The organism is Streptomyces sp. EDA2-14 (genome assembly GCF_054963755.1).
In genome coordinates this window covers 190,338-212,104 of sequence record NZ_JBUEGE010000008.1, presented here as the reverse complement: position 1 = coordinate 212,104, position 21,767 = coordinate 190,338, and the positions used below count along the sequence as shown (strand labels likewise).

Below are 21,767 nucleotides of genomic sequence, written 5' to 3'. Positions count from 1 at the left end.
ACAACTCGTGCGGGGCCGTTGGCACCACACCCGGAACAAGGCAGTATCGACCCGTGGCTGAACCCCAAGGTCTCATCACCATCGACGACCCCGACGACCCGCGCCTGTCCGACTACACGGGCCTGACCGACGTAGAACTGCGTCGCAAACGCGAACCGGCAGAGGGCTTGTTCATCGCCGAGGGCGAGAAGGTCATCCGGCGGGCCAAGCTCGCCGGGTACGAGATGCGCTCGATGCTGCTCTCCGCGAAGTGGGTCGACGTCATGCGCGACGTCATCGACGAGGTCCCGGCCCCGGTCTACGCGGTCGCCCCCGACCTGGCCGAACAGGTCACCGGCTACCACGTGCACCGCGGCGCCCTCGCGTCCATGCAGCGCAAGCCCCTGCCGACGGCCGACGAACTCCTCACCACCGCCCGCCGCGTGGTGATCATGGAGTCGGTCAACGACCACACCAACATCGGCGCGATCTTCCGCTCGGCGGCCGCGCTCGGCATCGACGCGGTCCTGCTCTCCCCGGACTGTGCCGACCCGCTCTACCGCCGCTCCGTAAAGGTCTCCATGGGCGCGGTCTTCTCCGTGCCGTACGCGCGCCTGGACGCCTGGCCGAAGTCCCTGGAGACGGTCCGCGACGCCGGTTTCGAACTCCTCGCGCTGACCCCGGCCGAGCAGGCCAAGTCCCTCGACGAGGTGGCCCCGCACCGGATGGACCGGGTGGCGCTGATGCTCGGCGCGGAGGGGGACGGCCTGTCGACCAAGGCCCTGATGGCGGCGGACGAATGGGTCCGCATCCCGATGGCCCACGGCGTCGACTCGCTCAACGTGGGCGCGGCCGCCGCCGTCGCGTTCTACGCGGTGGCCACGGGTCGCCCCGAACTCTGACGGTCAGCCTTCGGGCCGGGGCTCCGCAGGCGGCAGCGCCCGCGCGGACGACGTGGTCGTCCTCTGCACGTCGCTGTCGCCGAGGCCGCGCGTCGGCCCCTGGCAGCCCTGCGCCGCCGCGATGGCGAGCGCCACGAGCAGCGTCACGACGACGAACACGAACAGCCGCTGCCGCAGCAGCCGCGGATTCGCGGGCCGCAGCTTCTTGCCGCCGCCCGTGCCGTTCGTCCGCGGCGCGCCCCGCCCCGCGCCGCTGCGCGGACCCGACCTGCCGCCGGTCCCGGACCGGCTGTTCGTGTTCCGGGCGGGCGTCGACCCGTTGCTCCTGCCGTTGCTGGGGCGCGGCGCGGGCGTCCCCGGCTGCGTCCGCCGCTGGGTGCGCTGCCCCTCGTACGTGCCCTGGGTGTCGGCGAGGCGCCCCGTCGGCCGGTCCTGGTCGGCGCGCTGCGCGGGCGGGCGCGCCTCCGTGACGATGCCCTGCGCCTCACGGGCCGCGATCTCCTTGAGCCGCAGCGACAGTTGCAGCGTGCTGGGCCGCTCCTCCGGGTCCTTCGCGAGACACGCCCGCAGCAGCGGCGCCAGCGCGTCCGGCACCCCGGCCAGCTGCGCTTCCTCGTGCACGACCCGGTAGAGCATGACCTCGGAACTGCCGTGGCCGAACGGCGAGTCGCCCATGGCGGTGTACGCGAGCGTGGCCCCCAGGGCGAACACGTCGGTCGCGGGGGTCACGGCGGCGCCGCGCACCTGTTCGGGCGCGAGGAAACCGGGGGAGCCGACGGCGGTGCCCACATGGGTCAGCGTCGAGGCGCCGGTCGCCCACGCGATGCCGAAGTCGATGATCCGCGGCCCCTTCGGGGACAGCAGAATGTTGGACGGCTTGAGGTCGCGGTGCACGACCCCGGCCTCGTGGACGGCGACGAGCCCCTCGGACAGCGCGGCGCCCACCGCGGCCACGTCCGAAGCGGCCAGCGGGCCCTCCTCGGCCACCTTGTCGTGCAGCGAGGGACCCGGCACGTACTGCGTCGCGAACCACGGCCGCTCCGCCTCCAGGTCGGCGGCGACCAGCCGTGCGGTGCAGCCGCCACGGATCCGCCGGGCGGCGGACACCTCGCGCGCGAACCGCGACCTGAACTCCTGGTCCTCGGCCAGATCAGGCCTGATCACCTTGAGCGCGACCCGCTGGCCACGCCGGTCGGACCCGAGGTAGACCACGCCCATCCCGCCGGCCCCGAGGCGTCTGTGAAGCCTGAACGAGCCGACGACGCGCGGGTCCTCGCGCCTCAGGCGCATCATCGCCATGTCCATCCCCGCTGCTGCCCGGTCCGTCTGACGAGCCACAGCTTACGTTTTCGCGCACGGCGGCGCGCAAAGGCCGCGCCCTCGCGGCCGATTCGATTGTCAGTGCCCGGTGGGAAACTTGAAGGACGGTCAGGGAGCGCGGGGGCTGGGCGGCTTGCCGCGGGCCCGCGGGCCAACACGGCGGCGGTAGAGGGGGATTGGACCCATGAAGGGTGACCGGGTCGAGATAGTCGTGGATGCCGGGGACACGACGCGTACGTACGAGGTGGTGGCGAGCCGGGCGGGCCGGAGGGTGGAGACGGCGGTGCGCAGAGGGGTGGTGGAAGTGAGCGAAGTCACCCGATCCGGATCCGTCGTGCGCACCGCGCGCTTCATGGCCACCAGGGTCCTTGCCCTGGTAGAACACCCTGTCCCGCGCGAGGAGCCCGCCGAGCGGGAGGCCCGCGTCGGCCGTCCCCTCGGGGATGTCCCCGAGGCCGGATAGCCCTCAGGGCCCCCGTCTCCACCCAGGGGAGTACACCGGACGCAGGCGGTCATCCTCGGGGAGGCCCGGCAATCGGTACGAGGGCATGACGTCCTGAGCGCCCGCCACTCATAGATTTGAGGTCAAGCGGCGGGTACAGCACTCGTCCCCCGAGGTCAGGTGCCCGCCGCTTGCCAGGGACCCAAGAGATCCAGAGGACAGAAGAACTCAAGAATTCGACCGGGAGAGGACCATGGCGGACACGGCACCGCGGACGACAGCGTTCCGCACAGTGGCCCGCAGGGCGGGCCTTATCGGTGGCCCCGCGACCGGACGCCGGCACCCGCTGGTGGCCACGGCGATGGTCCTCCCGCTCGCAGCCCTGCTCGTCGTCGTGTTCGGCGGCTGGGACGCGATGGTCACACAGGCGTCGTCCGTGGGCGTGATGCTGGGGCGCTGAGCGGCGCTCCCAGGCCCGGAAGAGCGGTCCGGGCGGGGACATCCGGCCATGAAACCCCGTGGGGACGGGGGTGCGGCGGACGGCACAAATGCTGCGCGCAGCTGGGGAGCTGCGCGCAGCATTATTTTTGCCCACCCCATTCCTGCCCGCCGCCCGGCGGGGCAGGGGCCGGCCGTAGGCTGCGCCAGTGACCGCGCACATCCTTCCCGCGCTCCGGGCCGAGGCCAGGGGCGCGGCCCATCCATCGGGGATCGCCTGCGTCTGCGGTGCCACGACCCTCGCCGACCGCCCCGACGCCACGGTGGTCCGGCACGGCGACACCGTCGCCAAGGCGCACGCCGCCGACACCGACCCGGCCGAGCTGACCCTGCGCCTGGCCGCGGCCGCCCACCCGGCCCTCGCCGACGTACTGCTGCGCCCCCTGCGCCCGACGGCGGCGGCCCTGCACGACCGCCTGGTCACGCTCTGGCCGCACGGCACCCCCGTCGACCCCGATCATCCGGAGCACGCCCCCTGGGAAGCCGCGGGCGCCCTCCTTGCCCGGCTGCACAGCACCCCCGCGCACCTGCTGCCGCCCGGGCTCCCACCGATGCGCGGCCCGCTCAAGGCGGCCCGCGCCGTCGACCGCCTCCGGGCCTCCGCCCCCGGCCACCCGGCGGTCCGCCCGATCCTCGACGCCTGGCACGCCCTCCCGCCGTGGGCCCGCGCCGAGACCCCGTACACGCACGCGAGCGCCCTGTGCCACGGAGATCTGCACCTCGGCCAGCTGGTCCGGCACCCCGCCGACTCGGGCACGTGGACCCTGATCGACGTCGACGACCTCGGAATCGGCGACCCCGCCTGGGACTTGGCCCGCCCCGCCGCCTGGTTCGCCTGCGGGCTGCTGTCCGCCGAGGACTGGACCCGCTTCCTCACCGCGTACCAACGCACAGGTGGCGCAAAGGAGCTGGGCGTCCCCGACCCCTGGCCGGCCCTCGACGTCCCGGCACGCGCCCTGACGGTGCAGACCGCCGCGCTCGCCGTCGCGAAGGCCACCGAAGCGGGCCGCGGGATCGACGAGGTGGAGGAGGCCGTCGTCGCCGCCTGCGCCCGAATGGCTTCGACGCCGCCACAGTTGGCGGAGGGTTCGGCCAAGTAGGGTGCGGGGGACGAAAGCCGGGGAGTGTTCCGGCGAAAAAGCACCGAACGGCTAGGAGTTGAGTCGAGCATGCAGTGTCCGAAGTGTCATGCACCGATGCATACGTACAACCGCAATGGCGTCCAGATCGAGCAGTGCAGCGGTTGCCGCGGGATATTCCTCGACTACGGCGAGCTGGAGTCCCTGACCCGCCTCGAGTCGCAGTGGCAGCAGCAGGCCCCGCCGCCCCCGCCCGCCCCGCAGGGCTACCCGGCGCCCGCGGCCCCGGCGTGGGGAGCCCCGCACCACGGCGGTCACCACGGCCACCACGGTCACCACAACCGTGGCTTCGGCCGGATGCTGTTCTCCTCCTAATGAAGAAGCCCCCGGTCACGAGGACCGGGGGCTTCTTGCTGGTGCGCGATACTGGGATTGAACCAGTGACCTCTTCCGTGTCAGGGAAGCGCTCTCCCGCTGAGCTAATCGCGCGGGACCCACAGGGGGCAGTGGACGATACTGGGATTGAACCAGTGACCTCTTCCGTGTCAGGGAAGCGCTCTCCCGCTGAGCTAATCGTCCGGGATGGAAGCCTTGCGGCTTCAGTGCGCGATACTGGGATTGAACCAGTGACCTCTTCCGTGTCAGGGAAGCGCTCTCCCGCTGAGCTAATCGCGCTTGGAGGTGGAGACGGGATTTGAACCCGTGTAGACGGCTTTGCAGGCCGTTGCCTCGCCTCTCGGCCACTCCACCAGGAGCGTAGGGGTTCGGGAAGATCCCCCACATCCTGAGCGAACGACCGGGTTCGAACCGGCGACCTCAACCTTGGCAAGGTTGCGCTCTACCAACTGAGCTACGTTCGCGTGTCTTTCCGGTCGGCTTGCGCGTCCCGGCGACGTGTTGAACTCTAGCGGATTCCTGGGCCAGTACAAAAACGCGTTTGCGCAGCGTGCTGCGGTGCCACCGGCGAAGGTCCTGCTCAGGTGGGTCCATCGGCACCAGCCATAGACTCGAAGGTGTGCACGACCTCCCAGCTCTGGCCCGCTTCGGCGGGCTCGTCGCGACCGATCTGCGCGACGTCACCAGTGATCCCGCGGCCCTCGACTCCACCGGCTTCTGGGCCGTCTGTGCCGATTTCGAGGGCCGTCTCGTCTGCGCGCGCTTCGGTGACATCCGCGAGGAGCCGGTCCCGGCCCCGCGGCCCGGCGCCTGGCACGGGCCCGCGCCCGCGGACTGGACGTCGTCGCTCGACCACGCCGCGTACACGGAGGGCGTGCGACGCATCCGCGCGCACATCGCGACCGGCGAGGTCTACCAGGCCAACCTCTGCCGCGTGCTCTCCGCGCCCATCTCCCCCGACGCCGACGTGGACGCCCTCACCGCCCTCCTCGCGCGCGGGAACCCGGCGCCGTACGCCGGAACGATCCGGCTCCCCGGACACGGGGTGGAGGTCGCCACGGCGTCGCCCGAGCTGTTCCTGCGCAGGGACGGCCAGGTCGTCGAATCCGGGCCGATCAAGGGGACCGGGCGCACCGAGGCGGATCTCCTCGACAAGGACCACGCCGAGAACGTGATGATCGTGGACCTGGTCCGCAACGACCTGGGCGTCGTCTGCGCCACCGGCAGCGTGACCGTCCCCGAACTGTGCGTGGTCGAGAAGCATCCCGGCCTCGTCCATCTCGTCTCCACCGTGCGCGGCGAGCTGCCCGGGGCGGCCGGCTGGCCCGAGCTGCTCGATGCCGCGTTCCCGCCCGGCTCCGTCACCGGCGCCCCGAAGTCCAGCGCCCTGCGGATCATCGGCGAGCTGGAGACCGCGCCGCGCGGCCCGTACTGCGGCGGCATCGGCTGGGTGGATGCGGACCGGGGGAGCGGGGAACTCGCCGTGGGGATCCGCACCTTCTGGATCGACCGCGAGCCGCGGGGGGCGGTGCTGCGCTTCGGCACCGGCGCCGGGATCACCTGGGGCTCCGAGCCGGAGCGGGAGTGGCGGGAGACCGAGCTGAAGGCGGCGCGACTGTTGGCGGTAGCGTCGGGAACGTACACGGACTCCTAGGAAACGGGGTCCGGGCAAGTTGGAGGGAACGCACGTGAAGATCTGGCTCGACGGCCGGCTGCAGGACACCAAGGCGGCGCGCGTCTCCGTCTTCGACCACGGGCTCACCGTGGGCGACGGAATCTTCGAGACGGTGAAGGCCGTCGAGGGGAAGCCGTTCGCGCTCACCCGCCACCTCGACCGGCTCGCCCGCTCGGCCCGCGGACTCGGACTGCCCGAGCCCGACCTCGACGAGGTGCGCCGCGCCTGCGCCGCCGTCCTCGAAGCGAACCCGATGGCCCTCGGCCGCCTGCGCATCACCTACACCGGCGGCCTCTCGCCGCTCGGCTCCGACCGCGGCGACCACGGCGCCACCCTCGTCGTCGCCCTCGGCGAGACCAAGCGGCGCCCCGACACCACCGCCGTGATCACCGTCCCGTGGACCCGCAACGAGCGCGGCGCCCTCGCGGGCCTGAAGACCACCTCGTACGCGGAGAACGTCGTCGCCCTGGCCCGCGCCCACGAACACGGCGCGTCCGAAGCCCTGTTCGCGAACACGGTGGGACAGCTGTGCGAGGGCACGGGTTCCAACGTCTTCGTCGTCCTGGACGGCGAGATCCACACCCCGCCGCTCACGGCGGGCCCGCTCGCCGGCATCACGCGCGCCCTCGCCGTCGAATGGACCGGTGCCAAGGAGACCGACCTGCCGCTGTCCGTCCTGACGGAGGCCGACGAGGTGTTCCTGACGTCGACACTGCGCGACATCCAGGCCGTGCACCGCGTCGACGACCGGGACCTGACCGACGCGCCGGGCCCCGTCACCGCGAAGGCGATGCGCGTGTGGGACGAGCGGGCAGCAGACCGGCTGGACCCGTAAATCCGTTGTCACGTCGGGGGCGCGCGCGGGTACAACACCCGTGATGACCACCACCCTGCGGCCGACCGAGCCGCTCCAGCGCACCCCCGACGGCTCGCGCTCGCGTCACTTCGCGGTGTGCGTGAACAGCCGCCCCGTAGGCACCCTGCACCTCGCCACGCACCCCGTCTTCGGCCCGTCCGTCGCCCAGATACTGGAGCTGCGCGTCGACGAGAAGGACCGGGGGCGCGGCCGCGGCACCGTCGCCGCGCTCGCCGCGGAGGAGGTCGCCCGCTCCTGGAACTGCCGCCGCGTCGAGGTGGGCGTCCCCGCGGACGAGCAGGGCCTGCGCCGCCTCGCGAGCGCCCTCGGCTACGTGGAGCGCAACAGGAACATGGCGAAGACCCTGCCCGACCGGCCGCCCGCCCTCCCCGACGGCGCCACGGGCCGGCGCATGACGGAGGCCGAGTACGGGCCGTGGCTCGCGCACACCAAGGCGACGTACGCGCGCACCTGGGTCGAGCGCGGCGCCACGGAGGAGGAGGCGCGCCAGAAGGCGGAGCACGACCACACCGCGCTGCTCCCGGAGGGCGTCGCCACCCCGGACGTCCTGCTCAGCGTGTTGGAGCACGAAGGCGAGCGGGTCGGAACGCTCTGGGTGGCGCAGCGCCCCGAGGGCGCGTTCGTCTTCGACGTCGAGGTGTCGTCCGACCACCGGGGGCGCGGACACGGGCGCTCGCTGATGCTGCTCGCCGAGGCCGACTCGATCGCCGCGGGCGCCACCCGGATCGGCCTCAACGTCTTCGCGCGCAACGCGACCGCGCTGTGCCTGTACGACTCACTCGGCTACGAGCCGACCACGTACTACCTCTACAAGCAGCTGCTCTGAGCGTTACGCCTGTTCCTGCTCGGCGAGCAGCCGGTCCGCGATCTCCTCGATCCGCTCGCGCAGCCCTTCCTGGCTCTTGCCGCCGTGCAGCAGCTCCCCGCCGATCTCGTACGTGGGCGTGCCGGTCACGCCGATGACCTTGCCCTCGGCCTGGTCGGCGTCGACGATCAGGATGTGCCGGCCGTCGACGAGCGCGGTGTCGAACTCCTCGGCGTCCAGGCCGAGTTCCCCCGCCACCTCGACGAGGAACGTCTCGCCCTTGCGGTCGAACTCCTCGACGCGCCCGAGCGCGGCCTCCACGTACGGCCACCCCTTGCCCTGCGCGAACGCCTCCTCGGCGGCCTGCGCACCGGCGAAGGAGTGCTTGTGCTTCTCGAGCGGGAAGTGCCGCAGGCGCAGCTCGACGCGGTCGCCGTAGCGCTCCCGCAGCGCGCGGAGATCGTCCAGGGCCGAGCGGCAGTCGGGGCACTGCAGCTCGCACCACACGTCAAGGATGGGGTTCGGGGCGTTCATGGGAGCCAGTCTCCCAGGACCGGCCGCCGGGCCCCAACCTGGACCTGCGGAGGAGCGGCGACCCCGAGATGTCCCCCAGATGTGGCCGAGGCGGGCCCGGGGCGTGGCCCCCGGACCCCCGGCCGGTGCAGGATGGGAGGGGGGAAGCGCCCCACTCTGTCCGAGCTCGGGAGGACCGGATGATCGCCGAGACCGTGTGTTCCGCCGTTGCCGTGGCGGGCCTGGGCATCGCCGGGGTTCTCGCCTTCCGCAAGCGGTTCCTCAAGGCCGCCCGCACCGCCGCCTACGCCCTCGTACCGCTGGGCCTGGTGATGACGGGCGCGGTCCAGTGGATCGTGGACACGGCGTTCAGCCCGACCGCCTGGGCCGGCTTCGGCGTGCTCGGCCTCGCCTGGCTGATGTTCATGGGGACGCGGGCCGTGGAGCGGCGCCGCTCCGGCGGCTCCGCCAAGGAGCCGGGCGCCGTGGCCCCCGCCGCGTCGGCGCCCTCGCTCGGAGAGGGCCGGCGTGCCGTCCCCGCGGCGCAGCCGAAGCAGGCGAAGCAGCCGAAGGGCGAGCCCGCCGAGGACTTCAGCGACATCGAGGCGATCCTCAAGAAGCACGGCATCTGACGTCAACAGACGATTGCGGCACGCCGTCACGGATTCGCGCCAACTACCCCTCGAAAGTGGTGGGTTGAATGCCCGCCGGCGGCTGAGTGCGACATCATCACGACGAGATGCTGGACACACCGCAGCTGCCCGACCAGCTGGACGCCGATCAGGGGCAGGCGCCTCGCAGTGAGCCCGCGCCGCCCGTGCCCGTACCGACCGAGAGGCGGAGCGAGAGTCAGCGCGGTTGCCTCTTCGCGCTCTCCCAACCCCCGCTGATGATCTTCCTGGGAGTGATCGGCAGCCTGCTCCTGATGGCCGCGCTGCACGATCTCCTGCTGTTGTGACGACTGCTGCGACCGGTGTTGTGAACGGTTTCAGCCGGTGGCTTCCTTGCGGCGCGCCCGGTAGGCCGCGACGTGCAGCCGGTTCCCGCAGGTACGGCTGTCGCAGTAGCGGCGCGAGCGGTTGCGGGACAGGTCGACGAACGCGTGCCGGCAGTCGGGCGCCTCGCAGCGCCGCAGCCGCTCCTGCTCACCGGCGACGACGAAGAACGCCAGCGCCATCCCGCAATCGGCCGCCAGGTGGTCGGCGACGGAGGCACCGGGCGCGAAGTAGTGCATGTGCCAGTCGTAGCCGTCGTGGTCCGTGAGGCGGGGAGTGGTGCCCGCCTCGGCGACCAGTTCGTTGATCACCGTCGCCGCCGCGCGCTGATCACGGGCCGCGAACACCGCCGAGAACCGCTCACGCACCGTGTGCACCGATTGAAGATCGTCTTCCGTCAGCTCGCCGACATCGCTGACATCGTTCCTTCGTACGAAATCCGTCAGCGCGGCCAGGCCGGCGAGCCCGTCCGCCGTGTCGCCGTCCGGTGTCGTGTTCACCAGATCGACCACGGTGTCGAGCGCACACCGGGTGTCGTGGGTGATCAGCACGATTCGCTCCCTGGCCTGGGGTAGGGCTCCCGCCCGCCGATGCCGCCCGAGCCTAGTGCCTGCCGACCCCCTGACACGCACCTGCGCCGCCACCGTGGAAACTCCCACGGCGACGGCGCCGGTGTATGCCGTATGCGGTTGTCCCGACCATGACGCAGTGCCGTCTCCCCGAGTGGACGGCACGGCGCGCTCTCGCGCTGCTCACGCCGACTGGGTGCCGGCGCGGGCCTCCTCGTTCCGCGGCGCTAGCTTTCCGCGAGGATGTGGGAGAGCTCCTGATCGAGGTCGAAATGGCGGTGTTCCGTACCGGGTGGCACGGCGGCGTCCGTCCGCTTGAGGAACGACTCCAGGGCCCGCGCCGGGGCCTCGAGCAGAGCCTCGCCCTCGGGGGAGCTCAGGGCGATGCAGACAACGCCCTGACCGTGGCTGCGGGACGGCCAGACTCGGACGTCTCCGGTGCCGGTCGGCCGGTGAAGGCCTTCGGCGAGGAGGTCGCGGGCAAACACCCATTCGACTGTCTCCTCGGCTCCGGTGTGGAAGGTGGCGTGCACGGCATACGGATCGGCCGTGTCATACCGCAGTCCTGCGGGAACGGGCAGTGAGGACTCGCTCGACACAACGAGGCGCAGGTGCAGCTCGCAGCTGACCGTGGTGTTCATAAGCGCCAGGGCCTTTCGCTCAGTGTGCGCTCGGGGATTCGCACGTCGGCGAAATCGACATGCCACCTACGGTGCCGTTGTAAACCCCTCTGAGTGTTTTGGGCGTGCTTAGGTAGCTCGTACGGCCGAGTCTTTCTTGGTCGGAAACACCCATTTCAGTGACCCGAATCCGTCCGGTAGGTTTGAGTGCATGAATACGGGGAGTGACAAGGGGGCCAGGGAGCCCGGGGCGCCCGAGAAGGTCGACGCGACCGTCGGGGCCGGTTCGCGCGGTGCGGCGGACGGTGCGACGGGCGGCTCGACACAGGGCTCGACGGAGGACTCGGCGGCAGGGGGCAAGCCGCTGGGTTCGCGGGCGCCGGAGTTCATCCAGGCCAGGCGGACCCTGCACCTGAGCTGGCAGGTCGGCGTCTTCATCGTGGGGCTCGCCGTCGTCGTGGGCGGCGTGATCATGCTGCCGCTGCCGGGTCCCGGCTGGTTGGTGATCTTCGGTGGCATGGCGATCTGGGCGACCGAGTTCGTCTGGGCGCAGCTGGTCCTGCGCTGGACGAAGCGGAAGGTCACGGAGGCGACGCAGCGCGCGCTCGACCCGAAGGTGCGGCGGCGGAACATCATCCTGACCACGATCGGACTGGTGATCATCGCCGTGCTCGGCGGGGTCTACGTATGGAAGTTCGGCCTCGAGATGCCGTGGAACATCAAGCAGTGACGGTGTGGTGCGGGCCATGGGGTGCAGGGTGGTCCCAGGAACCCCCTGACATGGGGTAATGTTCTTCCTGCGCCCGGGCGATTAGCTCAGTGGGAGAGCGCTTCGTTCACACCGAAGAGGTCACTGGTTCGAACCCAGTATCGCCCACCCGGACCGAGAGCCCCGGAGACATCGAGTCTCCGGGGCTCTCGGCGTTTTTCGGCTCCGACCTGGGCGTTCGAAGCGCCCCGCGGTCAATCTTCGTCCGAACTGTTGACGCACCGCCCACCCGTCTCTACTTTTGCTCGGCAAGCGCTTGCCTAAAACGATTCAACGCGCAGGGTGGAGGGGCTAGCTGTGCCTATGAACAGGGATCTTGGGAGACGTGGCCTGCTGAAGGCCACGGGGGCTTCGGCCGCGGTGCTGGGCCTGGCCGCGGCCGGCTGCGGTGGTGACGGTGGGTCAGGAGGCGGCGGGGACGCGGACGGTCCGGCGACCCTGCGGTTCGCCTGGTGGGGCGGTGAGCCGCGCGCCGTGAAAATCAAGAAGGCGATCGCGCTCTTCGAGAAGAAGAATCCGAAGATCAAAATCAAGCCGGAATTCACCGATTACCAGGCATTCTGGGAGAAGTTCCAGACGCAGGCCTCGGGCGGAAATCCTCCGGATGTATTCCTCAACTCTGTTGCCTTCCTTGCGAAGTACGACAAGCGGGGAGTTCTGCTCGACCTCAAGTCCCAGGTCGACGCAGGGAATCTGAGCCTCGAACAGTTCCGCGGCGGCGTCGAGACGGCCGGTCAGGTCTCCGGCGGCAAGCAGGTCGCGGTTCCGGTCGGCGCCAACACCATGTCGCTCGTCATCGACAAGAAGGTGTGGGACAAGGCGGGCGTGAAGCCCACGTTCGGCTGGACCTGGGACGAGTACTTCAGATCCCTGCAGACCATCCAGGACAAGCTGAAGATCGCGGGAGACACCGGCTACGGCGGCGTCATGTACCTCTACGACCCGTACCTGCGGCAGAACGGCAAGGCGTTCTTCAAGGACGGCAAACTCGGCTTCACCGAGGACGATCTGACGCAGTGGTGGTCCGACTACTACAAGCGCGTGAAGTCCGGCATCGTCGCCGACCCCAAGAAGATCGAGCAGGTCAAGCCGAAGTCCGGGCTCTCCGCCGGGCTCGCGGGCGCCGAGTTCACCTGGGACAACTTCTCGGTGCGCTACGAGGGCGAGGGCGACTCCGACTACGCGCTCGCGCCGATCCCCACCACCGACGGCAAGGCCACCGGCCAGTACCTCGGCTCGCTGATGCTCTCCATCTCCACCAAGTGCAAGGCCCAGGCGCAGGCCGCCAAGTTCATCGACTTCATGGTCCACGACCCCGAGGTCGGCAAGGTCATGGGCTACGACATGGGTGTGCTCGCCACCGAGGAACAGTTCGACGCGTACAAGCCGGGCGCCGAGACCGACAAGGCCGTCGCCGAGGCCAACAAGGGCATCGCCGCGTACGAGACCGAGGTCGGCGAGGCCGATGTGCTCGGCAAGATCACGCCGCACCCGTCGGGGGCGGACGTCGTCGAGGCCGCCTTCCTGCGCATCGCCGGAGACGTCGCCAACGGCAAGCAGAAGGTCCCGGCCGCCGTGAAGCAGTTCTTCAGTGAGGCCGAGGCGGCCTTCCAGGCCTGACCCCCCTACGTTTCCGAGGGGAAACAGCACCATGTCGCTCGTCAAGGACGCCACAGTCCTGGCCGAAGAGGTGAACGTCGTTCGACCCGTCGCACAAAAGCGGCGGGGTCGGCGCGACAACCTCGCCGGCTATCTGTTCATGTCGCCGTGGCTCGCGGGGTTCCTGCTGCTCACGGCCGGGCCGATGATCGCCTCGCTCTACTACGCGTTCACGGACTACAACCTGTTCGCCGCCCCGAAGTGGATCGGCCTGGACAACTTCACGGCCATGTTCGACGACCCGCGCTGGCAGAAGTCGGTGCAGGTGACGCTCAAGTACGTGGTCATCGGCACTCCGCTCAAGCTGCTGCTCGCACTCGGTGTCGCGCTGCTGCTCAACCAGAGCCGCCGCGGGCAGGGCCTGTACCGGGCCGCGTTCTACGCCCCGTCGCTGATCGGCGCCAGCGTCTCGGTCGGCTTCGTCTGGCGGGCGATCTTCAGTGACAAGGCCGTCGTCGACAAGGGACTCGGCTCCCTCGGCCTGAACCTCGGCGGCTGGATCGGCGACCCCGACCTGATCCTCTACTCCCTGGTCGCGCTCACCGTCTGGCAGTTCGGCGCACCCATGGTCATCTTCCTCGCCGGACTCAAACAGGTGCCGCGCGAGCTGTACGAGGCAGCAGCCGTGGACGGGGCGGGACCGCTGCGCCGGTTCTGGAACATCACCCTGCCGATGATTTCCCCGGTGCTCTTCTTCAACGTCCTGCTGGAGTCGATCCACTCGTTCCAGATCTTCGGCTCCGCCTACGTCGTCTCCAACACGTTCTGCGGACCGGCCGACGCCACCCTCGTCTACACCTGCTACCTGTACCAAAAGGGCTTCCAGCAGTCCCAGATGGGCTTCGCGTCCGCGATGGCCTGGATGCTGCTGCTCGCCGTCGCGCTCGTCACCGCCGTCCTGTTCTGGTCCCAGAAGAAGTGGGTGCACTACGAGGAGGACGTCAAGTGACCACCGTCGCACCGCAGATGAGCCAGGGCGCGAGCCCTCGCAGGCGCACCGGATCCGTCGTCTGGCACCTCTTCTCGCTCGCCGTGCTCTGCGTCGTCCTCTACCCCGTCGTCTGGGTGATCGGCGCCGCCTTCAAGCCCGGAAAGAAGATCGTCGGCTCGCTCGACCTCTTCCCCGCCGACCCCGTTCTGGACAACGTCAAGGGCCTCGCCGACGGCATCGCCGGTATCTCCATCAGCACCTTCTTCACCAACTCGCTGTTCTACGCGGTGCTGGCGGTCGTCGGCGTCGTCGTCTCCAGCTCGCTCACCGCGTACGCCTTCGCGAAGATCCCCTTCCGGGGCCGGAACCTGCTGTTCACGATGATGATCGGCACGCTGCTGCTGCCGTACCACGTGCTCCTCATCCCGCAGTACGTGATGTTCCAGAAGCTGGAGCTCATCAACACGTACGTGCCGCTGCTCGCGGGCAAGTTCCTCGCCACGGAGGCCTTCTTCGTCTTCCTCATGGTGCAGTTCATGCGCGGGCTCCCGCGCGAACTGGACGAGGCGGCGCGCCTCGACGGCTGCGGCCATCTGCGGATCTACTGGTCGATCGTGCTGCCGCTGTGCCGGCCCGCCCTGATCACCAGCGCGATCTTCACGTTCATCAACGCGTGGAACGACTTCATGGGCCCGCTGATCTACCTCAACGAGCCCTCGAAGTACACCGTCTCGCTCGGCCTGATGATGTTCCGCGACCAGCAGGGCATCTCCGACTACGGAGGTCAGATCGCCATGGCGATGATGGCGCTCATCCCGGTCATCGCCTTCTTCATGGCCTTCCAGCGGTATCTGATCGACGGCATGGCCACGTCGGGGCTCAAGTGAGGACCGAGTCGCGGCGGCGGACCGGATTCGCCGTCTTCGCCGAGTGCCTGCTGACCGGGGTGTGGATCGCGCTCGCGGCCCTGCCCGTCGTCACCGCTCCGGCCGCCTTCGCGGCCGGGGCCCGGCACCTGCGCCGCCACATCGGTCAACAGGCCGGTGGCTGGCGGGAGTTCGTCGCCGACTTCCGCCTCGCCGTGCGTCACGGCTGGCTCGTCGGTCTCGCGGGGGCGGCCGGGTTCTTCGCGGTATGGGTCGACCTGCGCATGGCGCGGGCCGGGCTGCCGGGCGGGCAGCTCGCCGCCGCCGTCGGCATCGTCGCGCTCATCGGCGGCGCCGTCGCCGTGCTGCGGGCCGCCGCCGTGTGGGAGCCGGGCCCGACCTGGCGGGCACTGCTCGGCGCCGCCGCCCGGCGCACCGTACGGGCCCCCGGCGGATCGCTGCTCCTGGTGTGCGGCATCGCGCTCGTCGTCCTCGGTGCGGAGTTCCTCACGCCGCTCGCGGTGCCGGTGCTCGGCATCCTCGCCGCGGCGGCCGTCGCGGTGGAGGAACGCGACCGCACCCACTGACCCGCACCTCCCTGCTCGTAAGCCTCCTCCCCGTACACCCCCTTCTCGTACGCACCTTTGGCATGCACGGAAAGGAACGACGATGTCCCCCATTCCCCGCAGGTCCCTCCTCAAGGCCGCCGCGGTCGCCGGCGCGGCCGCGCAGTTCAGCTGGGCGCTCGGCGGCAAGGAGGCCAAGGCCGCGCAGGCCGCCGCACCCGCCGCGGACCAGCCGGTCGTGCTCGGCTGGCTGGAGGACGGCGGGCTCGGCGCCGCCCCCGGCTCCACCGTCGGCGTGCCCTGGCCCAAGGGCGCGTACGAGAAGGGGCAGGAGTTCGCCCTCACCACTGAGGACGGCAAGCAGGTCCCCGTCCAGACCTGGCCGCTCGCCCAGTGGCCCGACGGCTCCCTGAAGTGGACCGCGCACGCGGTGGGGCCCGGCGTCGGGGACGGAAAGCTCTCCCTGAAGGCGGGGACCGCCGCCGCGCCCGACAAGAAGGTGCGCGTCTCGACGAGCGGCGGGACCGTCACCGTCGACACCGGCGTCGTCGTGGCGAAGCTCGGCAAGAGCGGATCGAGCCTGGTCAAGTCCGTCACCCGCGGCTCCACGGAGATCGCCAAGGACGGCCGGCTCGTCCTCCTGCGGCAGGGCGAGATCGAGGACGGCGACCAGGGGGCCGCGACGTACGAGCGGTTCGAGTCCGTCATTGAGGAGACGAAGGTCGAACAGGACGGACCCGTCCGCGCCGTCGTCCGCATCGACGGCAAGCACCGCAAGGGCAAGCGCAGCTGGCTGCCCTTCTCGATCCGGTTCTACTTCTACGCGGGCGCCGAATCGTTCCGCATGGTGCACACCATCACGTACGACGGCACCCAGGAACCCGGCAAGGCCTCCGGGGACTTCATCCGCGGGCTCGGCGTCCGCTTCACCGTGCCGATGCGCGACAAGGCGTACGACCGGCACATCCGGATCGGCGGCGAGGGCACGGGCATGCTCCGGGAAGCCGTCCAGGGCATCACGGGACTGCGCCGCGACCCGGGCGCCGCCGTGCAGGCCGCCCAGTTCGCGGGCGAGAAACTGCCCGACCCCTCGACCTGGGACCAGCGCGTCACGACGCGGCTCCAGTACATCCCCGAGTGGGGCGACTACACGCTCTCCCAGCTGTCGGCCGACGGCTTCACGCTCAAGAAGCGCACCAAGAAGGGCCACGGCTGGATCGGCGCGGGCGGCGGCCGCCGCGCCAGCGGATTCGGCTACGTCGGCGGACCGAGCGGCGGACTCTCCTTCGGCCTGCGCGACTTCTGGGAGAAGCACCCGGCGGGCCTCGACATCCGCGGCGCGCACACCGACGAGGCCGAGGTCACCCTCTGGCTCTGGTCGCCCGAGGCCCAGCCCATGGACCTGCGCTTCTACCACGACGGCATGGGCCAGGACACGTACGCCGAGCAGCTCGAAGGCCTCAACATCACGTACGAGGACTACGAGCCCGAGTTCGGCACCCCGTACGGCATCGCCCGCACCAGCGAGCTGATGTTCTGGGCCAACGACGCGACACCGAAGCCCGCGACGTTCGCCCGGCAGGTCGCGGCCGTGCGCGTGCTGCCGCAGCTGGCCGCGCCGCCGAAGCAGCTCATCGGGGCGCGGGTCCTCGGCCCCGGCCTCTACTCCGAACCCGACCGCTCCACCCCCGCCAAGGCGAAGATCGAGGACCACCTCGACTTCCTCTTCACCTACTACAAGGACCAGGTGGAGATGCGCCGTTGGTACGGCTTCTGGGACTACGGCGATGTGATGCACTCCTACGACCCTGCGCGTCACCAGTGGCGCTATGACGTCGGCGGCTACGCGTGGGACAACTCCGAGCTGTCGCCGGACATCTGGCTCTGGCTCGCGTATCTGCGCTCCGGCCGCGCCGACATCTTCCGCTTCGCCGAGGCCATGACCCGGCACACCGGCGAGGTCGACGTCTACCACCTGGGCAAGTGGGCAGGGCTCGGCACCCGGCACGGCGTCCAGCACTACGCCGACTCTGCCAAGCAACAGCGCATCGCGAACACCACGTACCGCCGCTACTACTACTTCCTCACGGGCGACGAGCGCGTCGGCGATCTCATGCACGCCAACGTCGACTCCGACGAGACGTTCCTCGTGCTCGACCCGAACCGCAAGGTCCGCACCGACACCGACTACAAGCCCGACCCGCACGCCCTGTCCATCGGCTTCGGCACCGACTGGAGCGGCCTCGTCTCCGCCTGGCTCACCGAGTGGGAGCGGCGCGGACCCAAGTGGGAGAAGGCCAGGGCGCGCGTCCTGTCGACCATGGAGACCATCGCCGCGCAGCCCAACGGCTTCGTACAGGGCAGCGGGCTCTACGACCTCGACACCGGAAAGTTCGCCGTCGCCGACAAACCCGTCGTCGGCGTCTCCCACCTGTCGGCGGTCTTCGGCCTCAACGAACTGTGCGCGGAGCTGATCGACCAGGTCGACATGCCCAAGTTCGAAGAGGCGTACTACGACTACTGCCGCTACTTCAACGCCACCAAGGCGGAGCAGAAGGCGCGGTACGGCTCGGACTTCGGCTCCCTCATCCTCTTCCAGGGCCACTCCCGGCTCGACGCCTACGCCGCCGTACGCACCGGCGACGACAAGCTGGCCGCGCGCGCCTGGGAGAAGTTCTTCAAGAGCGACGGCTACACCGAGTCCTCGCCGTGGAAGACGGAGAAGGTGGACGGACCCGTGACGCTCGTCGCGGGCACGGAGGCGAACTGGGTCTACACGAACGACACCGCCCTGTACGGGCTCGCCGCGATCGAGAACCTCGCGCTGGTCGGCGACAGGATGCCCTAGTCACGGCATCCTCGGGGCATGGACTGGAACCGTTACCGCTTTCGCAGTGTCTGGGAACTGCCCGCGCGGCCCGCCGCGGTCTTCGCGGTTCTCGAACGGGCCGAGGAGTACCCGCGGTGGTGGCCCCAGGTCCGCTCGGTGACGTCGCTGGACGGGAGCGGCACCAGCGGCGTCGCCGTCTTCCGGTCCTTCCTCCCGTACGAGCTGCATGTCACCGCGCGCGAGCGGCGCCGCGACCCGGCCGCCGGGGTGCTGGAGATCGCGATGACGGGGGACCTGGAGGGGTGGGCGCGGTGGACGCTGCTCGCGGGCGGGGGCGGTGGCACACGCGCCGTCTACGACCAGGAGGTCGAGGTGACCAAGCCCCTGCTGCGCCGGTTCGCCGTGCCCGGCCGCCCGGTGTTCCTGGCCAACCACGCCTGGATGATGCGCGGTGGGCGGCGGGGGCTGGCCGCCCACATGCAACCGGTTTGAACACTGGCCGCCGCGACCTGTATTGTTCAACCCGTTCCCGGGCGATTAGCTCAGTGGGAGAGCGCTTCGTTCACACCGAAGAGGTCACTGGTTCGAACCCAGTATCGCCCACCCGAGAATGACCGGTCCGCCGTACAGGCGGGCCGGTTTTTCGTTGTGGCCCCGGCGGGGGAACGGTCAGGCTGCCGCGGGGAGTTCCGGGCGCAGCGGCCACGCCGGGTCCACCGTCTCCGGATTGCCGCTGCGGGCGAACCAGGCCTGCAGGCCGCGGGCCTGCGCCGCGTGCCAGACCGCCTGCAAGGTGTGCAGCTCGGCGGGGGAGAGGCGTTCGAGGCGGGACGCGAAGCGGCGGCCCACCGCCCGCACCACGTCCAGCGCCGCCTGCGCGTCCGCCGCTGCGTCGTGCGCGTCCGCCAGCTCGACCTCGTAGTGCTCGCAGAGATCGGTCAGCGTGCGGCGGCCCTTGCGGTAGCGGTCCAGGTGCTTGTCCAAAACCCGCGGATCGACCACGCACAGCGACGCCGTCTCCAGATAGCGGGTCAGCGACGAGGCCCGGTGCCGCTTCAACTCGCGGTCGAGCAGCGTCAGATCGAACGGCGCGTTCATCACGACGAGCGGACGGCCCGCCGCGGCCTGCTCGGCGAGCGCCCGGCCGACCTCCTCCATCACCGGAGCCGGCCAGCGCCCGGTGCGCTGCAGATGCTCGTCGGTCAGTCCGTGCACCTCGGTCGCGCCGGGCGGCACCGGAACTCCGGGGTTCACCAGCCAGCGCGACACCCGTGGCCGGGTGCCTGCCGCGTCCTGCACCACCACGGCGGCGGACACGATGCGATCGCTCTCCACGTCCACACCCGTGGTCTCCGTGTCGAAGGCGGCAAGGGGGCCTTCGTACCAGCACGTCATGTTTACTCAACTCCCGGTTCACCTACGGCAGATGACGTCCCGTCGACATGTCGCCCCTGCCCAAGCGGTGATACCCGCACTGTTTGCGTCGTACGCCGAGCGGTGACAACACAGGTATGAGTCATGGCAGTTCAGCGGGGTGCCATTGACCCGGAGCCGAGCAATTCCTTGATCTCGGACCACTGTTTTGATCTTGGCCCGTTCTTCGAACCGGCGGCCCCTCTCGCGGGATCCGCTCTTTCCGGAAGGCCAGTTGGACCATGGCGCTCGCGCGGCCCGAACGAGGCGGGCTGCTGCCCGAGCGGATCGCACCGCCGCGCGGCACGCTCGCCACCACCGCCTGCATGGAGACGCTGCAGGTGGGCTATCTGCACGCCGTGGCGGCCGCCGCGGGATGCTCCCTCTCGCAGCCCTTTCCGGACAACGGCATCGACTGGCACGTCAGCCACAGCTCGCCGGGGCACACGGTCGACGACGAGGTCACCATCAAGGTGCAGCTCAAGGCGACGTACCAGGTCGCGCCCGATCCGCCGGGACCGTCCTTCGCGTTCACGCTCGACAACGCGCACCTGGAGAAGCTCGCCCGCACCCCGGTCTCCGTGCACAAGATCCTCGTCGTGATGCTCGTGCCGCGTTCGCAGGACGACTGGCTGCGGGCGAGCCACGACCGGCTCGATCTGCGGCACTGCTGCTACTGGAGCAACCTCGCCGGACAGCCGGTCACCGGCCGGCGCAGGACCACCGTGCGCGTCCAGACGGCGCGGATCTTCGACGACCGCGCGCTCTGCGACATCATGGCCAGGGTGGGCGCGGGTGGACGGCCCTGACGGTTCAACCCGGCCCGGCCCGAAGGGAGTTGTGTGATGCAGCACCGCCCGATCGACGAACCCCTGCGTCCGCTCGGCGCGGGCCGCGGCCACCCCGTCGACCTCGTCGGACCCGAGCCCGCGCAGGTCGACCCCGCGGTGCTCGGCGCACTGCTCCACCGGCACGGCTGGCAGCGGCGCGGCGGGGCCGCCGGGCGGTACGCGCGCTGGACGCTGCCGGGGGCCGGGGACCGCACCAGCCTGCTCGTACCGGAGAGCCGCTCCTTCCCCGACAGCGAGGAACTCCTCGGGGAGGCGCTCGTCGCCCTGGAGCGCAGCGGGATGCCGTCCGCGCGCGAGGTGCTCGTCTCACTGGCCGTGCCGAGCGACGAGATCCGCTGGACGCGCGACGTCCCGGCCGGGCCCGCGGGCGTCTCGTCGTGGACCGCCGAGGAACAACTGCGGGGCGCGGCACGGCAGATGCTGCTCGCGGGCGCCCTCGCCGCGCGCGGCCGGGCCGGCTACTACGGGGCCCGGCACCGGCGGCCGGCCGCCGTGGTCCTGGAGAACGTGCTGGTGCAGACGGCGTCCGGCGGGCGCCGGCTCGCCGCGTTCGTGCCCGTCGCCACGGGGCGCTCGCTCGCCGTCCGGCTGCACCAGGCGCTGTACGCGGTGCGCGAGGCCATCGACTACCGGCGGGCCACCGGCGGCATGGACGCGTTCGACGGGGCGATCGAGGCGGGCGTCAGCCATGAACTGACCGAGGCGCTCGTCGCGTTGGTCCGCGGCACCGAGGGCGCGCGCGTGGGCGTCGAGTGGGCGCCGGCCGCCGGGGTGCCGCGCGAGTGCACGGACGGCGACGCCCCCGTCGAGTTCTCACCCGGCGACCTCGACGTGCTGCGTGCGGCCGGGGCCCGCTACCTGTCCGCCGAACCGGCCGTCGCCGTCCGGGTCACCGGCACCGTCGTCCGGATGCGCCGGGCCGGGCCGCGCGGCGCGGGCACGGTGCGGCTGCGGGTGCTCGCGGGCGCCGAGGTGCCGCACGTACGGATGACGCTCGACGAGGAGGCGTACCGGATCGCGGGGCACGCGCATCTGGTGGGCCTGCCGATCCGCGTGCAGGGGCGACTGGAGAGCCGGGGCGGGTTCCGCCGCCTGACCGGCGCGAACGAGGTCGTACCCGTACAGGTGGAGGAGGCCGAGCGGGACCGGCTGATGAAGTCGCTCCAGGAGAACCTGGACTTCTTCGAGGAGGCCTGCGCGGGGGAGGAGTAG

General features: G+C 70.7%; 24 protein-coding genes and 7 tRNA genes. 21 read left to right on the top strand and 10 right to left on the bottom strand.

Translation table 11 applies throughout. The features are described from left to right. The first annotated feature begins 53 nt into the window (after nucleotides 1-53). Nucleotides 54-881: a TrmH family RNA methyltransferase gene (locus tag ACY34M_RS21675; RefSeq protein WP_462719540.1), complete on the top strand. Its 828-nt coding sequence runs from the start codon at nucleotides 54-56 to the stop codon at nucleotides 879-881. Between the two features lie 3 nt (nucleotides 882-884). On the opposite strand, the gene ACY34M_RS21670 is transcribed toward ACY34M_RS21675, so the two are convergent. Next, complete coding sequence (locus tag ACY34M_RS21670) at nucleotides 885-2,186, bottom strand: serine/threonine-protein kinase (RefSeq protein WP_462719715.1); 1,302 nt, start codon at nucleotides 2,184-2,186, stop codon at nucleotides 885-887. Nucleotides 2,187-2,385: 199 nt separating this feature from the next. Between ACY34M_RS21670 and ACY34M_RS21665 the strand changes: the two genes are divergently transcribed. The 4 genes from ACY34M_RS21665 to ACY34M_RS21650 all read left to right on the top strand — a co-directional run bounded on the left by ACY34M_RS21665 (nucleotide 2,386) and on the right by ACY34M_RS21650 (nucleotide 4,595). After that, nucleotides 2,386-2,664 (top strand): hypothetical protein, encoded by a 279-nt coding sequence (locus tag ACY34M_RS21665; protein ID WP_462719541.1) that lies wholly within the window; start codon nucleotides 2,386-2,388, stop codon nucleotides 2,662-2,664. A 232-nt stretch (nucleotides 2,665-2,896) separates the two neighbouring features. Further along, nucleotides 2,897-3,103 (top strand): hypothetical protein, encoded by a 207-nt coding sequence (locus ACY34M_RS21660; RefSeq protein WP_462719542.1) that lies wholly within the window; start codon nucleotides 2,897-2,899, stop codon nucleotides 3,101-3,103. Nucleotides 3,104-3,290: 187 nt separating this feature from the next. After that, nucleotides 3,291-4,241, top strand: a complete 951-nt coding sequence (locus ACY34M_RS21655) for a phosphotransferase family protein (RefSeq protein ID WP_462719543.1) — start codon at nucleotides 3,291-3,293, stop codon at nucleotides 4,239-4,241. Between the two features lie 69 nt (nucleotides 4,242-4,310). Continuing rightward, the gene (locus tag ACY34M_RS21650; RefSeq protein WP_399231110.1) at nucleotides 4,311-4,595 is read left to right on the top strand and encodes a TFIIB-type zinc ribbon-containing protein; all 285 of its coding nucleotides are present in this window, start codon (nucleotides 4,311-4,313) and stop codon (nucleotides 4,593-4,595) included. 39 nt (nucleotides 4,596-4,634) lie between these two features. Here ACY34M_RS21650 and ACY34M_RS21645 read toward each other — a convergent pair. From ACY34M_RS21645 to ACY34M_RS21625, 5 genes are all read right to left on the bottom strand, one after another. After that, nucleotides 4,635-4,709: transfer RNA gene (locus ACY34M_RS21645), tRNA-Val, on the bottom strand. A gap of 18 nt (nucleotides 4,710-4,727) precedes the next feature. Next, nucleotides 4,728-4,799: transfer RNA gene (locus ACY34M_RS21640), tRNA-Val, on the bottom strand. 24 nt (nucleotides 4,800-4,823) lie between these two features. After that, a tRNA-Val gene (locus ACY34M_RS21635) sits at nucleotides 4,824-4,895 on the bottom strand. Nucleotide 4,896: 1 nt separating this feature from the next. Beyond that, nucleotides 4,897-4,970 (bottom strand) — tRNA-Cys (locus ACY34M_RS21630). A 37-nt stretch (nucleotides 4,971-5,007) separates the two neighbouring features. Next, nucleotides 5,008-5,080: transfer RNA gene (locus ACY34M_RS21625), tRNA-Gly, on the bottom strand. Between the two features lie 155 nt (nucleotides 5,081-5,235). Here ACY34M_RS21625 and ACY34M_RS21620 point away from each other — a divergent pair. From ACY34M_RS21620 to ACY34M_RS21610, 3 genes are read left to right on the top strand one after another with little or no spacing between them, the layout of a single operon-like run. After that, nucleotides 5,236-6,270 carry a chorismate-binding protein gene (locus ACY34M_RS21620; RefSeq protein ID WP_462719544.1) on the top strand — a complete coding sequence of 345 codons (1,035 nt, stop codon included), beginning with the start codon at nucleotides 5,236-5,238 and terminating at the stop codon, nucleotides 6,268-6,270. A 34-nt stretch (nucleotides 6,271-6,304) separates the two neighbouring features. Further along, nucleotides 6,305-7,126, top strand: a complete 822-nt coding sequence (locus ACY34M_RS21615) for an aminotransferase class IV (protein ID WP_462719545.1) — start codon at nucleotides 6,305-6,307, stop codon at nucleotides 7,124-7,126. 43 nt (nucleotides 7,127-7,169) lie between these two features. Continuing rightward, nucleotides 7,170-7,994 (top strand): GNAT family N-acetyltransferase, encoded by an 825-nt coding sequence (locus ACY34M_RS21610; protein ID WP_462719546.1) that lies wholly within the window; start codon nucleotides 7,170-7,172, stop codon nucleotides 7,992-7,994. Nucleotides 7,995-7,997: 3 nt separating this feature from the next. Here ACY34M_RS21610 and ACY34M_RS21605 read toward each other — a convergent pair whose 3' ends face one another. Continuing rightward, the gene (locus tag ACY34M_RS21605) at nucleotides 7,998-8,507 is read right to left on the bottom strand and encodes a DsbA family protein (RefSeq protein WP_462719547.1); all 510 of its coding nucleotides are present in this window, start codon (nucleotides 8,505-8,507) and stop codon (nucleotides 7,998-8,000) included. Between the two features lie 179 nt (nucleotides 8,508-8,686). Here ACY34M_RS21605 and ACY34M_RS21600 point away from each other — a divergent pair, with 179 nt between their 5' ends. Both ACY34M_RS21600 and ACY34M_RS21595 read left to right on the top strand, forming a co-directional pair. Then, nucleotides 8,687-9,118, top strand: coding sequence for a hypothetical protein (locus ACY34M_RS21600; RefSeq protein WP_462719548.1), 432 nt, complete (start codon nucleotides 8,687-8,689; stop codon nucleotides 9,116-9,118). Between the two features lie 107 nt (nucleotides 9,119-9,225). After that, nucleotides 9,226-9,444: a hypothetical protein gene (locus ACY34M_RS21595; RefSeq protein ID WP_462719549.1), complete on the top strand. Its 219-nt coding sequence runs from the start codon at nucleotides 9,226-9,228 to the stop codon at nucleotides 9,442-9,444. Between the two features lie 30 nt (nucleotides 9,445-9,474). Here the strand turns inward: ACY34M_RS21595 and ACY34M_RS21590 are convergent, their stop codons facing one another. After that, nucleotides 9,475-10,032, bottom strand: a complete 558-nt coding sequence (locus tag ACY34M_RS21590; RefSeq protein WP_462719550.1) for a CGNR zinc finger domain-containing protein — start codon at nucleotides 10,030-10,032, stop codon at nucleotides 9,475-9,477. 245 nt (nucleotides 10,033-10,277) lie between these two features. Then, nucleotides 10,278-10,691, bottom strand: coding sequence for an SsgA family sporulation/cell division regulator (locus ACY34M_RS21585; RefSeq protein ID WP_004002642.1), 414 nt, complete (start codon nucleotides 10,689-10,691; stop codon nucleotides 10,278-10,280). Nucleotides 10,692-10,881: 190 nt separating this feature from the next. Between ACY34M_RS21585 and ACY34M_RS21580 the strand changes: the two genes are divergently transcribed. The 9 genes from ACY34M_RS21580 (at nucleotide 10,882) to ACY34M_RS21540 (ending at nucleotide 18,894) form a co-directional block, all read left to right on the top strand. Continuing rightward, nucleotides 10,882-11,400 (top strand): TIGR02611 family protein, encoded by a 519-nt coding sequence (locus ACY34M_RS21580; protein WP_462719551.1) that lies wholly within the window; start codon nucleotides 10,882-10,884, stop codon nucleotides 11,398-11,400. A 75-nt stretch (nucleotides 11,401-11,475) separates the two neighbouring features. Then, nucleotides 11,476-11,547 (top strand) — tRNA-Val (locus ACY34M_RS21575). A gap of 195 nt (nucleotides 11,548-11,742) precedes the next feature. Continuing rightward, on the top strand, nucleotides 11,743-13,059 hold the full coding sequence (locus ACY34M_RS21570) for an ABC transporter substrate-binding protein (protein ID WP_462719552.1): 1,317 nt from the start codon (nucleotides 11,743-11,745) through the stop codon (nucleotides 13,057-13,059). Between the two features lie 31 nt (nucleotides 13,060-13,090). Beyond that, nucleotides 13,091-14,047, top strand: a complete 957-nt coding sequence (locus tag ACY34M_RS21565) for a carbohydrate ABC transporter permease (protein ID WP_462719553.1) — start codon at nucleotides 13,091-13,093, stop codon at nucleotides 14,045-14,047. Nucleotides 14,048-14,064: 17 nt separating this feature from the next. Next, a complete protein-coding gene (locus ACY34M_RS21560; RefSeq protein ID WP_462719716.1) occupies nucleotides 14,065-14,916 on the top strand; it encodes a carbohydrate ABC transporter permease in 852 nt (283 codons plus the stop codon). Further along, nucleotides 14,913-15,482 (top strand): hypothetical protein, encoded by a 570-nt coding sequence (locus ACY34M_RS21555; RefSeq protein WP_462719554.1) that lies wholly within the window; start codon nucleotides 14,913-14,915, stop codon nucleotides 15,480-15,482. The genes ACY34M_RS21560 and ACY34M_RS21555 overlap by 4 nt, the downstream gene beginning before the upstream one ends. An 82-nt stretch (nucleotides 15,483-15,564) precedes the next feature. Then, complete coding sequence (locus tag ACY34M_RS21550) at nucleotides 15,565-18,309, top strand: exo-rhamnogalacturonan lyase family protein (protein WP_462719555.1); 2,745 nt, start codon at nucleotides 15,565-15,567, stop codon at nucleotides 18,307-18,309. Between the two features lie 18 nt (nucleotides 18,310-18,327). After that, nucleotides 18,328-18,783, top strand: a complete 456-nt coding sequence (locus tag ACY34M_RS21545) for an SRPBCC family protein (RefSeq protein ID WP_462719556.1) — start codon at nucleotides 18,328-18,330, stop codon at nucleotides 18,781-18,783. 39 nt (nucleotides 18,784-18,822) lie between these two features. Then, nucleotides 18,823-18,894, top strand: a tRNA-Val gene (locus tag ACY34M_RS21540). 66 nt (nucleotides 18,895-18,960) lie between these two features. On the opposite strand, the gene ACY34M_RS21535 is transcribed toward ACY34M_RS21540, so the two are convergent. Next, on the bottom strand, nucleotides 18,961-19,686 hold the full coding sequence (locus ACY34M_RS21535; RefSeq protein ID WP_462719557.1) for an exonuclease domain-containing protein: 726 nt from the start codon (nucleotides 19,684-19,686) through the stop codon (nucleotides 18,961-18,963). A 260-nt stretch (nucleotides 19,687-19,946) separates the two neighbouring features. Here ACY34M_RS21535 and ACY34M_RS21530 point away from each other — a divergent pair, with 260 nt between their 5' ends. Further along, complete coding sequence (locus ACY34M_RS21530) at nucleotides 19,947-20,513, top strand: DUF4365 domain-containing protein (protein ID WP_462719558.1); 567 nt, start codon at nucleotides 19,947-19,949, stop codon at nucleotides 20,511-20,513. 36 nt (nucleotides 20,514-20,549) lie between these two features. Then, complete coding sequence (locus ACY34M_RS21525) at nucleotides 20,550-21,767, top strand: hypothetical protein (RefSeq protein ID WP_462719559.1); 1,218 nt, start codon at nucleotides 20,550-20,552, stop codon at nucleotides 21,765-21,767.

Bases quoted from the DNA above. Each gene is read 5' to 3' on its own strand.
- ACY34M_RS21610 (WP_462719546.1), top strand. From the start codon at position 7,170: ATGACCACCACCCTGCGGCCGACCGAGCCGCTCCAGCGCACCCCCGAC.
- ACY34M_RS21605 (WP_462719547.1), bottom strand. From the start codon at position 8,507: ATGAACGCCCCGAACCCCATCCTTGACGTGTGGTGCGAGCTGCAGTGC.
- ACY34M_RS21530 (WP_462719558.1), top strand. From the start codon at position 19,947: ATGGCGCTCGCGCGGCCCGAACGAGGCGGGCTGCTGCCCGAGCGGATC.
- ACY34M_RS21560 (WP_462719716.1), top strand. From the start codon at position 14,065: ATGAGCCAGGGCGCGAGCCCTCGCAGGCGCACCGGATCCGTCGTCTGG.
- ACY34M_RS21570 (WP_462719552.1), top strand. From the start codon at position 11,743: ATGAACAGGGATCTTGGGAGACGTGGCCTGCTGAAGGCCACGGGGGCT.
- ACY34M_RS21580 (WP_462719551.1), top strand. From the start codon at position 10,882: ATGAATACGGGGAGTGACAAGGGGGCCAGGGAGCCCGGGGCGCCCGAG.
- ACY34M_RS21650 (WP_399231110.1), top strand. From the start codon at position 4,311: ATGCAGTGTCCGAAGTGTCATGCACCGATGCATACGTACAACCGCAAT.
- ACY34M_RS21565 (WP_462719553.1), top strand. From the start codon at position 13,091: ATGTCGCTCGTCAAGGACGCCACAGTCCTGGCCGAAGAGGTGAACGTC.
- ACY34M_RS21550 (WP_462719555.1), top strand. From the start codon at position 15,565: ATGTCCCCCATTCCCCGCAGGTCCCTCCTCAAGGCCGCCGCGGTCGCC.
- ACY34M_RS21535 (WP_462719557.1), bottom strand. From the start codon at position 19,686: ATGACGTGCTGGTACGAAGGCCCCCTTGCCGCCTTCGACACGGAGACC.
- ACY34M_RS21525 (WP_462719559.1), top strand. From the start codon at position 20,550: ATGCAGCACCGCCCGATCGACGAACCCCTGCGTCCGCTCGGCGCGGGC.
- ACY34M_RS21545 (WP_462719556.1), top strand. From the start codon at position 18,328: ATGGACTGGAACCGTTACCGCTTTCGCAGTGTCTGGGAACTGCCCGCG.
- ACY34M_RS21600 (WP_462719548.1), top strand. From the start codon at position 8,687: ATGATCGCCGAGACCGTGTGTTCCGCCGTTGCCGTGGCGGGCCTGGGC.
- ACY34M_RS21660 (WP_462719542.1), top strand. From the start codon at position 2,897: ATGGCGGACACGGCACCGCGGACGACAGCGTTCCGCACAGTGGCCCGC.
- ACY34M_RS21670 (WP_462719715.1), bottom strand. From the start codon at position 2,186: ATGGACATGGCGATGATGCGCCTGAGGCGCGAGGACCCGCGCGTCGTC.
- ACY34M_RS21595 (WP_462719549.1), top strand. From the start codon at position 9,226: ATGCTGGACACACCGCAGCTGCCCGACCAGCTGGACGCCGATCAGGGG.
- ACY34M_RS21665 (WP_462719541.1), top strand. From the start codon at position 2,386: ATGAAGGGTGACCGGGTCGAGATAGTCGTGGATGCCGGGGACACGACG.
- ACY34M_RS21585 (WP_004002642.1), bottom strand. From the start codon at position 10,691: ATGAACACCACGGTCAGCTGCGAGCTGCACCTGCGCCTCGTTGTGTCG.